This is a genomic window from Streptomyces sp. NPDC060000 (assembly GCF_042737375.1).
GTDB lineage: Bacteria > Actinomycetota > Actinomycetes > Streptomycetales > Streptomycetaceae > Streptomyces.
On the sequence record NZ_JBHWUU010000069.1, the window covers coordinates 1 to 12,643 of the forward strand.

The 12,643-nt window shown below is 71.0% G+C and carries 13 protein-coding genes and 1 pseudogene; 5 read left to right on the forward strand and 9 right to left on the reverse strand.

The window, feature by feature from the left end; genetic code table 11:
• Positions 1-335, forward strand: a 335-nt coding sequence (locus ACFWBB_RS30775; RefSeq protein WP_385278828.1) for a hypothetical protein, incomplete at its 5' end; no start/stop codon positions are given.
• Positions 336-619: 284 nt separating this feature from the next.
• Here ACFWBB_RS30775 and ACFWBB_RS30780 read toward each other — a convergent pair.
• From ACFWBB_RS30780 to ACFWBB_RS30810, 7 genes are all read right to left on the reverse strand, one after another.
• The gene (locus ACFWBB_RS30780; RefSeq protein ID WP_385278829.1) at positions 620-2,389 is read right to left on the reverse strand and encodes a hypothetical protein; all 1,770 of its coding nucleotides are present in this window, start codon (positions 2,387-2,389) and stop codon (positions 620-622) included.
• Between the two features lie 121 nt (positions 2,390-2,510).
• Positions 2,511-2,924, reverse strand: coding sequence for a hypothetical protein (locus ACFWBB_RS30785; RefSeq protein ID WP_385278831.1), 414 nt, complete (start codon positions 2,922-2,924; stop codon positions 2,511-2,513).
• Positions 2,925-3,002: 78 nt separating this feature from the next.
• Positions 3,003-4,259 carry a DUF2637 domain-containing protein gene (locus tag ACFWBB_RS30790; RefSeq protein WP_385278833.1) on the reverse strand — a complete coding sequence of 419 codons (1,257 nt, stop codon included), beginning with the start codon at positions 4,257-4,259 and terminating at the stop codon, positions 3,003-3,005.
• Positions 4,260-4,414: 155 nt separating this feature from the next.
• On the reverse strand, positions 4,415-5,233 hold the full coding sequence (locus ACFWBB_RS30795; protein ID WP_385278835.1) for an ATP-binding protein: 819 nt from the start codon (positions 5,231-5,233) through the stop codon (positions 4,415-4,417).
• Positions 5,234-5,245: 12 nt separating this feature from the next.
• Positions 5,246-6,283 carry a hypothetical protein gene (locus ACFWBB_RS30800; protein WP_385278837.1) on the reverse strand — a complete coding sequence of 346 codons (1,038 nt, stop codon included), beginning with the start codon at positions 6,281-6,283 and terminating at the stop codon, positions 5,246-5,248.
• Positions 6,280-6,558: a hypothetical protein gene (locus ACFWBB_RS30805; protein ID WP_385278839.1), complete on the reverse strand. Its 279-nt coding sequence runs from the start codon at positions 6,556-6,558 to the stop codon at positions 6,280-6,282. The genes ACFWBB_RS30800 and ACFWBB_RS30805 overlap by 4 nt, the downstream gene beginning before the upstream one ends.
• A 59-nt stretch (positions 6,559-6,617) precedes the next feature.
• The gene (locus ACFWBB_RS30810) at positions 6,618-7,223 is read right to left on the reverse strand and encodes a hypothetical protein (protein WP_385278841.1); all 606 of its coding nucleotides are present in this window, start codon (positions 7,221-7,223) and stop codon (positions 6,618-6,620) included.
• 431 nt (positions 7,224-7,654) lie between these two features.
• Here ACFWBB_RS30810 and ACFWBB_RS30815 point away from each other — a divergent pair, with 431 nt between their 5' ends.
• From ACFWBB_RS30815 to ACFWBB_RS30830, 4 genes and pseudogenes are all read left to right on the forward strand, one after another.
• Positions 7,655-8,290, forward strand: coding sequence for a hypothetical protein (locus tag ACFWBB_RS30815; protein ID WP_385278843.1), 636 nt, complete (start codon positions 7,655-7,657; stop codon positions 8,288-8,290).
• Between the two features lie 21 nt (positions 8,291-8,311).
• Positions 8,312-8,953: a hypothetical protein gene (locus tag ACFWBB_RS30820; protein ID WP_385278845.1), complete on the forward strand. Its 642-nt coding sequence runs from the start codon at positions 8,312-8,314 to the stop codon at positions 8,951-8,953.
• Positions 8,954-9,150: 197 nt separating this feature from the next.
• Positions 9,151-10,206 (forward strand): peptidoglycan-binding protein, encoded by a 1,056-nt coding sequence (locus tag ACFWBB_RS30825; RefSeq protein WP_385278847.1) that lies wholly within the window; start codon positions 9,151-9,153, stop codon positions 10,204-10,206.
• A gap of 62 nt (positions 10,207-10,268) precedes the next feature.
• A pseudogene (locus ACFWBB_RS30830) lies at positions 10,269-10,703 on the forward strand (single-stranded DNA-binding protein); the annotation flags it as partial.
• A gap of 61 nt (positions 10,704-10,764) precedes the next feature.
• Here the strand turns inward: ACFWBB_RS30830 and ACFWBB_RS30835 are convergent.
• Both ACFWBB_RS30835 and ACFWBB_RS30840 read right to left on the reverse strand, forming a co-directional pair.
• Positions 10,765-12,345 carry a hypothetical protein gene (locus ACFWBB_RS30835; protein ID WP_385278849.1) on the reverse strand — a complete coding sequence of 527 codons (1,581 nt, stop codon included), beginning with the start codon at positions 12,343-12,345 and terminating at the stop codon, positions 10,765-10,767.
• Complete coding sequence (locus ACFWBB_RS30840; protein WP_385278850.1) at positions 12,342-12,554, reverse strand: hypothetical protein; 213 nt, start codon at positions 12,552-12,554, stop codon at positions 12,342-12,344. The genes ACFWBB_RS30835 and ACFWBB_RS30840 overlap by 4 nt, the downstream gene beginning before the upstream one ends.
• Positions 12,555-12,643 lie beyond the last annotated feature (89 nt).

Below are 12,643 nucleotides of genomic sequence, written 5' to 3' on the forward strand. Positions count from 1 at the left end.
GGCGCGCTCTGGCGCGGCCATCCGCGCCGCCGGGCGCGCGGCCTCGCGCGGCGACCACCGCGCCGTTGGGCGCGCGCCACCCCACCCGCGCGCGCGTGGTCGACGACGTCCTGGAGGCCGCGCCCGTTGTGGCGCGCGGGGGCCAGGCGCGCGGCGCGCTCCAGAAAAGAGCAGGTCAAAGGAGCGCGCCATGGCGCGCCTTCCTGAGCGCGCCTGAGCGCGGAGGTCTGGGCGCGGGCGCGCGGGCCGACCGATCCGGGCGCGCGCGCGATCTTGGGCAGGCGCGCGCGGTGTGGCGCGGGCATGGCGCGCGCCTGCCCGATCGGCGCGCCTGAGCGCGCGCGTGGTGGCGCGCCCGGTCGGCGCGCGGCGCGGTCGGGATCGGCGCGCGCAGTCTCGAGGCGCGCCTGGGCGCGCGCGACGAGGCGCGCGACGAGGACGGCGCGGGCGCGGATCGGCGCGGGGCGGTCGGCGCGCGATCACCCGGGCGCGCCTGCGGTGGGGCTGAGGCGCGCGGGCGCGCCGTGCTGAGGTGACGTGAGGTGATGAGATCGCAGAGGGCGCGGCGCGCCGGAGGAGCGCGCCCGAGGGGGTCGGGCGCGCATCACCTCACGTCACTTCACTGCCCTGCGGGCGCGCCCGCGAAGTACGGGGCGAACTTCTGCTGAATCTGCGGATCGACGGTCGGAGCGCTCCGGTAGTAGGCGGCGAGCTCCGTGTGCCCCTCCTTTTCGAGCTGGTCGATGATCGAGGGCCGGTGCTGCTGGAGGTAGTCCCGGAGCACGGTCATGGGCGGTTCCCCCTCCTCGGAGATCGGTCCGAGGTGCTCACCCACGGTCATCATCTTGATCCGGGCCTGGACGTCCGCCTCGGCGTTCAGTGCCTTGAGCGCGAGGCCCTCGTTCCGGCTCCGGCGAGGCGGCCGGGGTGCGGCCGCGGGCCGGGTGGGGGGCGTGTCCTGGGGCTCCTCGGCCGCGCTGGTGTCCTCGGGGGACTCGTCCAGGGGCGGCTCCTCGAACTCTGGGTCCGGCGGCGGGGGCGTCTCGTCCTCGGCCGGCGGCTCGGGCTCCTCGTGCGCCTGGTGCTCTCGAGCACCGTCCGACTGCCCGGTGCCCTGCCCCTCGCCCGGCGGGGGCGTGCTGGGGGCGGACTGTTCCTGGTGCCCGGCGGAGGTCTGCTGTCCCTGCTGCCCGGCGGGGGCCTGCTGCCGCTTCCATTCAGCCCGGCCCTTGGCGTACGCGAGGGAGCGCGTGATCAGGGCGTCCGCGCTCATCTCGCCCCACTGCTCCGTGCGCGTCTGGATCTGCTGCAGGGTGACGATGCCCCACTGCTCCCGGATGTTCTGCAGCGCGGACTCCGGGTCGTTCGCGTCGGAGAGCGCCTTTCGGATCAGCGCGACGGCCTGGTCGCCCGTCAGCTTCGGTCGCTGGTTCCCCTGCTGGACAGGCGCCTGTCCCTGTCGCGGTGCCTGGTCCTGGAGTTGCTGCGGGGGACGCTGCTGACGCTGCTGCTGCGGGCGCTGCTGGGGCTGCTGCCGCTGCTGTGCCTGCTGCTGCTCGTCCAGGTACGCCTCCGGCCGGGTCTCGGTGACCTGGCGCGCGGGGGCAGCCTCCTGGAAGCCGAGCCGGCGCAGAAGGGTGTCGATGCTGAAGTTCTCGAACCGCTCGGTCTGGCCGGGGGTGACGTCCCAGTGCAGGGTGCGGACGCCGGTGAGGTACGCCTCCCCCAGGGCGTGGAGCTCGACGATGGCGTCGACCGCGGACGGGAGGTTCTTCTCCGCCTTGGTCTTGCGGGTCTTGTCCCGGGTGGGCTTGTCGTTCTCGAACGCGGTGACGAGTTCCTGGCGGGCAAGCAGAAGTGTCGGGCCGGTGTGCCGTCGCAGGTGCCACAGGATCTCACCCCACCGGTCCTTCGCCCGGTTCCACAGGTCGGGGTCCACGGTGACAGGGAGGTCCGGGTTCGGGCCGCGGCGGCGCTGCTCCTGCGCCTTCCTCTCCGCGCGCCACCGGGCGAACAGGGCCTGCTCATCGCTGAGCATGTCCCACAGCACCGTGACGTTGTCGACCACGATCATGTTCCGCTTGCCCTCGACGGCGGGGGGCTGGTGCACGGCCCACCGGACGGCGTCGAGGATGTCCTGGTAGGTGCCATCGTGCGGGACGATCTCGTACCGGGCTCCGGGGATGCGGCCGTAGTAGTCGGCCGTGCCTTCCGACCCGCCGATCTCGATCCAGTACGTCATGCCGATCAGATCGGAGCTGGTGCCCTCGGCCGCGACACGGCTCTTGCCCGTCTTCTCCGGGCCCGCGAGGAGAATCATCGGCGGGTTGGGAAGACCGGTCGGCTTACGGGATCTGCGCTCGCGCTGAGGCGTGGTGATACCAGGCATCTGGGTGTTCCTTCACTTCGTTGGTTCCCCGGGTTGCTCGCCCGCGGAGGATGCAACGGCAGAGGCCTTAACCTCTCGCCGTTGCCATCGGCTTACTATTCTACCCGCTCGGATGGGTAGCTCAATGCCGGTTGAGCAGATCATCGACGGGAGTTGAGGCCTCGGGGTCCAGATCCTCCCGATGCCGGGCGTACCACTCGTCAATGGCCTCGTGCCCTGCGGCCCCGCGCTCCAGCTCCTCCTCCGACTTGCCGCCCCACTCGGCGATGTCGTCGGCGAACTCTCGCTTCACGGTGCCCGGGTCCTGCCGGCCGAGTGCGGCCGTGACGTCTTCCCACGGCGCACCACCGAAGGCTTCGGCGAGCACGGTCAGGTCGACGAGCTGGTTGACCAACTCGCGCAGCTCGCGGGCCTTGCGGATGCGCTCCGTCGGGTTGGTGGGCTGTGCGGTGGTCGCGACGAACTGCCGGGCGAGGTCGGACAGGTCGCGGGCGGCGCGGGCGGTGGCGATCCGGGCCAGGATCTCCGGTGTCATGAGTGGGTCCGATCATGCAGGCGGCGGGCACCCCAGGTCGGGGGCCCGCCGCTTCGGTACGGGTAGGTGCAGGATGCCTTACGAGCCGGTTGCCGTCAGCGCCTGGTCGAATGCGGCGAAGACGTCGTCGACGGTGGCGCGCGGCGGGATCTGGACACCCTTCTGTGCGGCGTACTCCTTGATGATGCGGCCCCGGACCTTGCGGCCGTTGCCCTCGCTCTGGTTGAGGACCTCCGCAATCGCGGCGCCGGTCAGGGGGCCGTCGAAGACGTCACGGTGACCGCCGTCGATGACCTGCACGAGGATCTTGCGCAGCTCCTCCTCGGTGCTCCAAGACGGGACGACGAACGGCTGGGGCTCGCCCTGGTCCTCCGCGGTCGGGGCGATCGGCTCCGGCATGGGCGCCGGCTCCAGGGCCGCGGGCGGCTGCGGGGGGACGGTGGCCGTGACCCGGCGCGGCTTCGGGGCGGCGGCCGCGGGCACTCCAGGCAGCGCCGCGGGCACGGTCGGCGCCGGAGCGGGGAGCGCCTGCACCTCGACGGTCTCGACGGGCCGGGCGAAGATGCCCGGCTCGAGTCCCGCCGCGAGCAGACCGTCCGCGGCCGTTTGCTGCAGCGGGATTCCGGTACGGGCGAGACGGAGCGGCATGAGGGCCTCGACGGGTGCCTTCCTGCGCCAGGCCCGACCGAACCGGGCGTGGAGCTTCGCCTGGTAGACGAGGCGTTCCTGCTCGAGCTCGAGGACCTTGTCGTACGAGGTGAGCTCCCACAGCTTCATGCGGCGCCAGAGCAGGAAGGTGGGGAGCGGCGCCAGGAACCAGCGGGACCACCGGACCTTGTCCATGCGGCGGCGGCGGCCGGTGGCCGCGCCGATCCGGACCGCGTAGGTGTGTGCGGCGACCTCGGAGACGGCGACCCAGAGAAGGGACATGGCGCCGTGCGCGACCTTGGACCACAGGGAGTCGCCGGCCGCGACGTTCAGGGCGCAGGTGATCAGGCTCAGCGCCCAGGGGACGAGCCGCGCCCACCACAGCCGCATGTCCATGCGGATGAGGAACAGGTACGCACCCGTGAAAACGGGGATGGCCGAGTCGATGGCGGTGGGAAGCACCCACGGCTCGTCAAAGCCCCACTCCAGGGCCTTGGCAGACACGGAGTCGAACGATGCGTAGAAACCGAGGCCTCCGACGCCGGCACCGCCAAGGGCGGTCAGTTTGACGCCGCGGAGCTCCCACTTGCTGAGCGGGGGGACGTCGGAGTCGGTGGGGGGCTGCGGCTCGGGGTCGATGGGGGCCTTCAACTCGTCGCCCTTGCGGGCACGGGTGAACAGCTTCAAGACGCCTTTCCTCTCGTTCGGGTCTCCCCGGTCGGCTTATGCTCATGGCCTTCCAGGTCGACCAAACGATATAGCGTCTTCCGACTCCTGTGCCTTTATCGACGCTCACTCCTCGTCAGTAACGCGCGCATACGGGGCGATTCGGTGCAGCGAAATCACCAGTCGAGGGGCTGCGCCGGCTTCCGCCGGTCCGGGCCCACGATCTTCGCCAAGTGCGCCGAGGACTCGAGGCGGGACAGCAGCCGCTCCCCCAGGATGTCGACCACGCCCATCGCCTGGCTTCCCGGCTGGCGACGGCTGCGCAGGTTCGTGGTGTACGCCGTGGGCCGCCCGGCCGAGATACGGGCGTCGATCAAGTCGATGGTCTCCCGTCGCGCGAACTCGGTCGCGGTGACGTCCATCTCGCCGCACAGCTCGTCGAGGATCAGCAGATCGCACTCGACGAACCGCTTGCGCACCTCCCAGGCCTTCATGTTGTGCGGCGCGGAGTCGGGGCGGCGCCACGTCAGGTACGTCGCGTGCTTCACGTACAGGGTCCACAGCCCGCGCTCCGCGGCCTCGTTGCCGAGCGCGCACGCCGCGGCACTCTTCCCGCTGCCGATGGGTCCCGGCATGAGCATGTTGAGGACGGTCGGTCGAGCGTCCAACTTCTTCGCCTCGACCAGGGAGTCGAGCCATCCCCGCAGAGTGTTCGGTTTCTGGTTGTCGTCGAGGTGGCTGAATCGGAACGCCAGGTACTCGTTCTGGGCGGCGTCTTCGATGCTGTTCCTCCACATGTTCAACCGTGCGCGGGCCTGGGGCACCGACACGTCCTCCCAGAGCCCGTCCGTAGGTTCGGGCTGGGGCGGAACGCCGAGTTTCGATATGTCCGCGCCGTTGTTCTGCAGCACCCTGACGATGTGCGCGCTCAGGTCGCCGAAGGCGTTCATGCCGCGCGCGGGGGCGGCGTGAGTGGTGTCCGTGGTGACCGACATCGGGGGCGCTCCTTAAGGCCGTGCGATGACGCCGAACGTGGCGTCGTCAGAGTCGTCAGCGGTCGAGCTGGGGGTGTTGCTGGGCGTGGACGTCGGGGCGTCGCTCTGCTCGCCCCATGTGGCCTTGTCGCTGTACGGGATCCGCCCGGTGGGCTGGCTCGGGATGATGTGGTTCGTGACGACGCCGAGGGCGGTCTGCCACTGCTGCGCGCTGGGCAGGTGCTTACGCGCGTGCCGGAGGGCATCGGCGCACTGTCGTTGGGTGTAGCCCGCCTCGAGGGCCTTCCTCACCATGCCGCGCATGGCCACGTAGCCGTTGGTCTTCCCGACGTACTTGCCGAGGTGCTTCTCGGCGTCCTCCCACCACCACTTCGCAACCGCCTCGACGGCCGTCTCCAGGGCGGCCTTCTCCTCGTCCTTCCGCTTCTTCTCGGCGGCCTTCTCCTCGTCGTCGGCGGCCTTCTGCGCCGGGGTGCGGCGGGTACGCCGCGGGCGGGCCGCGGGGTTCTCCGGCGCGGCCGGCGGCTCCTCCGCGGCGGCCGCGGCCTCCTCCTCGTCGTCCTCCGGCTCGGGGTCGGCGGGCGGCTCCTCCTCGTCGAACGGGTCCGGCGCGAACCCGTCGCTGCCGAAGGTGCCGTCGGGGTACTCCACGAGGAACGTGCCGTCCTCCTGTTCGACCACGGGAACGGCCGGGTCGGACACGGTGCTGAAAATGTCGTGGTCCTGGATCCACTGCTCGACGGGGTACTCCGAGACGGCCGTGCCCATCACGCACTTGCCGGTGCGCAGCCGACGGCGCTCGAGCCGGTAGTAGCCGTGCTCGGCGAGTTCGCGCAGCGCCGTACGGACAGCGCCGCGCCCCTCACGCCCCTCGCCCTTGGAGAGCTGGTCGGATCGGACCTGCCACCCTTCCTTCTGGTCCAGGAGGTACCCCAGCAGCCCCAGCGCGCGGTAGCTGATGGTGGTGTCCCGAACCGTCTTGGAGTCGATGGAGACGAACCGGGGGCGCCGGTTGACTCGAACCCCGGTGGGACTGGACAGGCGGCTCATGCGGAGGCCTCGCTCGGGGTTTCGTCGGTCAGACGGAAATAGGTTCGGTGCGTACGTCGGCAACCGGACTCGGAGGCCACCGGGCGCCGCTTCCTCTCGGCCATCTCCGCGGAGATCAGTTCGTTGAGGGCGCTGCGCACCTGGTGTGAGGTCAGCCCGAGGCGGGTGTAGACGTCGGTGACGTCGACCCACCTGCCGTCATGCAGAGCGAGTTCAAAAACGATGCGGTGCGCGCGGTCGGAGAGCTTCCGGGTGGCGGTCGCGGCGGCGGTCATGGTGCTGGTCCCCAGGGAGAGGGGCCCGGCCGCAGGGGGCCGGGCCCAAACGGTCGGTGTCACTCAGCGCTCGCGCCGGGCTGCGACTTGGGCAGCAACTCCGGCGTCTCCTTGAGGTCTTCGTAGAGGCGACCGCTTCGGAGCGCGGCCATGAGCACGTCCTTGCCGGTGTCCTGTCCCCGGAACGTCTTCCACGTCCAGCGGACGCTGCCGTTGGGCTTGCCGCCCGGCACGAACGTGACCCCCGGGATCTCCTCGCCGGTCTGCGAGTCAAAGATGGCGCCCGTCTCCGGGTTCCTGCGGGCGCGCGCGAGCATCGCTTTCACGAACGAGGGCTTCGGCGCGATGACGATGTCGAGCTCGCCGTTCTGCTCCGCGAACTTCTCGAACGCGGCCGGGTCGCCGATCTGAAACGTGTCCTTCGTGACGCCGACGGTGTACTTGCCGACCTCCTCGCCGTCGATGTCCACCACGAGCGTCGGCTGCTTCGAGGTCTCGAAGGCTTTGGTGAGGGCCTCGCGCGGGGCGTCCTCTCGAGGCTGGATCTTGGCCTTCTGGTGCTCCACCATGGCGCGCGCGACCGCGCCGATCACGGCCAGCTTGCGAAGGGACGGCGCGCTGGACTGCTGGCCCTCGGCGGGGTCTTCGGCGACGTCGTTCGACATCTGGGTGTTCCTCTCTTCCCCGGACGCCGTGGCCCAGGATTCGGGTTCTCCCGGGCGGGGTGTCTTCGGGGCGTCGCATGGAGGTACGTCACCGGCCGAAATTTGTTACACCTAGGCCCAGGTAGCTGGGTTGCTCTCCCAGCCGCTCCGAATAGTACACCTAGGGAAATGCCTTGTGGAGCACGCGACGTTAACGGCGCGCCGACCTACGTTCCTCGCGGCTCTGCAGCATTCGGCGACGTCACCGAAAGCGGCCGGGCCCCGGCTCCACCCCAACCGGAACGAGGGTGGAACCGGCCCGGCGGCGGGTGAGGGTCGGCCATGACGGCATCGCCCTGCTTGCGAGGCAGGGCGCCGCGGTTGAAGTCCGCGGGCTCGCAGCTCTCTCCCGCTGCCGGGACACCGACACCTGGGAGAGGACCGCACCAGCCGTGACCGAGACGATCGCCAGGCCGCCGCGCTTTATCGCCTACGTGCCGCTCACCGACCTGACACCGGCGGCCCGTAACCCGAAGCGGCACGAGCTCGAACTCATCATCGCGTCGATCGACATGCACGGCCTGGTGGAGATTCCGGTCGTCGACGAACGCACCCAGCAGACCCTCCACGGCCACGGTCGCCGGGAGTCCCTGATCGAGATGCAATCCCGCGGCATGCGCACACCGAGCGGCATCGTCACCGACGAGGACGGCGGCTGGCTCGTCCCCATCCTGCGCGGCTGGTCGTCGAGGAGCGACGCCGAGGCCGAGGCCCTGGCCATCAAGCTGAACCGCCTTCCAGGCGAGGGCGGATGGGACCCGCGCGAGCTCGCCGAGGTCCTCGAGGACCTGGCCACGAACGAGCAGGAGCTGTTCGACTCCCTGGCCATCCGCGCCGACGAGATGGACAAGCTGTTCGGCCAGGTCGACCCCGAGACCCTGCCCGGCGGCGGCCGCGAGGATGAGACGCCCCTGCTGCACCTGCCCGACGACGGCGAGCGCGGCGACGAACTCAGTCCCGACGACGAGGGCCGCGCACCGCATACGACCTGCCCGGCCTGTGGGCACATGTTCACGTCCAGCCGCTAATCCGCCCTTTCGAGGAACACCATGTCCACCCGACGCAAGGCACGCCGGCCACAGGCCCGCAGCGGTCGCCCACGCCTGCTCTCCGACGAGGTCGAGGCGCGCCTCGTCGGCGCGTCGCGCACGGGCGTGGCCGTCGAGTTGGCCGCCGAGATGGCCGGGGTATCCCGCTCGAGCTTCCTGGCGTGGATGGCCCGCGGCCGCGCCGAGCTCGAGGCCCGCGAGGCAGGCGAGAAACCGAACCCGGACGAGGAGGAGTACGCGGCCCTGTACGAGAAGGTCCGCACCGCCCGCGCCACCGCGGCCGCGCGCGCCATGATGAACATCCGACGGGTCGCCGACGGCGGCATCGTCACCAAGGTCACCACCCGCCGGTTCCGCGACTCAGTGACCGGCGACATCGTCGAGGAGACCGTGGAGGACCGCACGTCGCCCGACTGGCGCGCCGATGCCTGGTACCTCGAGCGGCAGCACCGCGAGCACTACGGCAAGGACGCGATCGTCGCGGTCGAGATCACCGGCCTGGGCGACATCGGCGCCGGCCCGGAGGACGGGCCCGTCGACCTGTCCGCGCTCGCCGAGCGCCTGGACCGAAGCCTGTTCTCGGTCGAGTACCCACCGGAGCTCGAGGACGGCAGCGTCGTCGACGCCGAGGTCGTCGACTGACCGCTACGATCGGCGCATCGCAGGACGTGCACGCGCGGCCGCTGAACGCGCGCAGCGGCCCCAGGCAGCAATACGGGCCCACGTAGACGGCTCTGGCACCTTCGCCGGGGCCGTCGCCATTTCCAGGACGCGACGTTAGCCACCAGCGCCCTGCACGGTGCCCCCTCCTGATCTCAGCACCGGAGGGCACAGCACCCATGACCACGATCATCTCTCGCGCCACCTGGGGCGCGAAGCCCTGGAACGGCACCCCGGCGTCCGTCTCGCTGTCCCAGCGAACCGAGTTCTTCGTCCACTACGACGGCGGCGCGCACATCACCCGCACCGGCTACGCGATCATGCGCGCGATCGAGGCGGAGCACCTGGGCAACGGCTGGAGCGGAGTCGGCTACCACTTCGTCGTCGACCAGGCCGGCAACATCTACGAGGGCCGCGGCTGGGGCCTGCAGGGCGCCCACTGCCCCAACCACAACGTCAGCGGTATCGGTGTCCAGATCGCCATCGGCGGCGACCAGGAGCCCAGCGCGAAGGCCCTGGCCGCGTGCCGCGCGCTGTACGAGGAGGCGTGCAAGAAGACCGGCCGCACCCTGGCCAAGCGCGGTCACCGGGACGGCTTCGCGACCGCCTGCCCCGGCACCAAGCTGTACGCCTGGGTGAAGGCGGGCATGCCGGCCGGCGACTACGCGCCCGCCCCGAACCCGGGCGGCTCCCTCCCCGGCGGCGGCTCGAGCTCCGAGGTATCCCGCGCGCAGGTCACCATCAACGGCCTGGTCTACGGCTACGGCGCCAAGGGCGACCACGTCACCAAGGTCGGCCAGGCCCTGGTGAAGAAGGGGTTCGGCAAGCACTACACCTCGGGCCCCGGCCCCACCTGGACCGACGCCGACACCAAGAACTACCAGGATTTCCAGGAGTCCCTCGGGTACAGCGGCGCGGCCGCGGACGGCGTCCCCGGCGAAACCTCCCTCAAGGAGCTGCTGGGCACCCTGCCCGGCAAGGTCACGGCGAAGCCCGCCCCGCCGTTCCCCGGCGCCGACAAGTTCGGCCCCGGCAAGAACAACGCGTCCATCACCCTGCTTGGGCAGCAGCTCGTCCGGAAGGGCTACGGCAAGCACTACACCTCGGGCCCGGGTCCCAAGTGGTCCGACGCCGACCGGCAGAACGTCCGCGACTTCCAGCTCGCGCACGCCTCCCTCAAGGGCGACGCCGACGGCATCCCCGGCCCGCAGACGTGGAAGCTCCTGTTCTCCTGACCTGACCCTTCCCGGCCGGCCCGCACCCCGCGGGCCGGCCCCGACCCTCGAAAGGCCCGTCCGTGGCAGGCGAGACCGTCATCACCGTCGTAGGCAACCTGGTCGACGACCCCGAACTCCGCTTCACCCCGTCCGGCGCCGCGGTGGCCAAGTTCCGCGTCGCCTCGACTCCGCGCACCTTCGACCGGCAGACCAACGAGTGGAAGGACGGCGAGAGCCTGTTCCTGACCTGCGCCGTGTGGCGCCAGGCGGCCGAGAACGCCGCCGAGTCCCTCCAGCGGGGCATGCGCGTCATCGTCCAAGGGCGCCTCAAGCAGCGGTCCTACGAGGACCGTGAGGGCGTCAAGCGCACGGTCTACGAGCTGGACGTCGAGGAAGTCGGGGCGAGCCTGCGCAACGCCACGGCCCGGGTCACCAAGACCACCGGAGGCGGGGCGCATCGTCCGGCCGCGGCGCAGGGCCCGGTCTCTGACGACCCGTGGGCGACGCAGGAACCGCCGTTCTGACCTTGGGCATGCAGAAGGGCCCCGGACCGACGTCCGGGGCCCTTCTGGCTGTTCAGGCGGCGGCCGCGACCGTCCAGGCCGAGTCCAGGATCAGCAGGTCGTCGCCGACCTGGCCCGTGGACTGTGCCGGCGGGGCCTGCTCCTGCTCCTCCACCGGAGCAGCGCCCTCGGCGGGCGTCTGTACCGGTGCCGGGGTCTCCTCGACCGGGGCCGGGTCTTCCTCCACGGGCGCGGGCGTCTCCTCGACGGGCGCCGGATCGTCGTCCGGTGCCGGGGTCTCGGCGGCCTGCGGCGTGGACGGCTCGGGATCGCTAGGCGCAGGGTCGGCGACCGGCGGCGTCGAGGGCTCGCTCGGCGTCTCGGGCGGAGGCGTCGTAGCGGGCGGAGTCGGTGCCGTGGGCGTGGTGGGAGTCGTCGGCGTGGACGGCTTCGTGTCCGTCGACGGCGTGGTCGTGGGCGTCGACCCCCCGCCCGTGGGCGTCGACGGGCTCGTGGTGGGCGCGCTCGGCTCCGAGACCGGCACCACCACGGGCGTACTGCCCTCCGTCGTGCCCGTCGTCGGAGGATGCGGCTCGATCCCGGCCGCGAGCGCCACGATGTCGTCGGCGCCCGACTCGAACCAAACGGGCGCGGTGACCAGGCCCAGCACCAGGCGGGCGGCGAGCATGGTGGGTGCGTCGCTCGTCACCGGGCGGGCGAGGATCTGGTTCACCTCGTGGTTGTTCAGGCCCAGCGTGCCCAACGTGAGCGCGGCCAGCCGCGGGGGCAGGGGGGTGGCTCCGCCCATCGCAGTCGGCGCCGCGGACTTGTGCTTGTCCGCGTCCACCAGGAGGTCCGCGTACTCCTTGATGCGTCCGGGGTCGGTGCCCCACAGGACGTACCGGTCGTGGACCTTCATGTGCGGGTACAGCTCCTTGGACCCGTCCTGTCGCGCCCAGGTGTCCGCATACTCGGCGTCGTAGAAGATCCGCAGGCCGATGCGCTCACTGCCGTACGAGAACGTGAAGATCGTCGAGTCCGGGCCGGTGGCGGCCTTGGTCGACATCACCATGCCGTCGGCGTCGGTGCACTCGGCCTCGAGCGTGTTTATCGGGTCGCAATCGATTTCGCTCGAGCCGGAAAACCACTCGAATTTCGGGTCGGTGAACGGGGCCTTCCCCGCCCCCGCTCCGAACTCGGCCGTGTTCGGTGTCGCGTCCGGCGCGCTGGCCTTGGTCGAGGGGCTGGTGTCAGCGACGTTCGTGTACCGGCCCAGGGCCCAGCTCGCCGCGAGCGCGGGCAGCAGCGCGGCGACGAGGACCACCTTCCGGCGGCGCTTGCTGCGCGGGAGCTGCGCCTTCGCGACGTCGACCGCCCAGGCGGTCGACGGGCCTTCCACGCTCGGCGGGACGGGGTCGGTCCGCCCGAGCAGCTCGTCGAGGTCCCGGAACTCCGGACACTGCTCCCGGATCATCCGCTCCGCGGCCTCGATCGTGATGCCGGGCAGCACGTTGCGCACGTTCTCCACAGCGTTGGTGAACGTCTGCGACTCACGCATGAACAGCGTGCGCACGCCCTTGATGTTGCAGAGCATGGCATCGGTGGGGAACTTCCCCACGACGATGTCGAGCTTCTCGGTGGGGCTGCTGCTCAACTGTGGTGGTCCTTCGCACGGCGCGCGAGTATCTCGGCCATCATCTGGGCGGCCTCTTCCAGGCGCTCAGGAGTGATCTCCTCGAGGTCGGACAGCACAAGCTGGCCACCGTTGGGGAGCGCGACCTCCGTGCGGTGGAGCTCCATCTGGTCCAGGCCGTCGTCGGTGCCGGCGTCGTCGCGGGACTCACGCGGGTTCAAGGTCCGCATGAAAGCCGACATCATCGCGTCGTGCGTCTGCTGAACCCGGGCAGGGTTCCGACCGTGGCCCGAGGTCAGGCCGCCGGCGGCCGCCAACG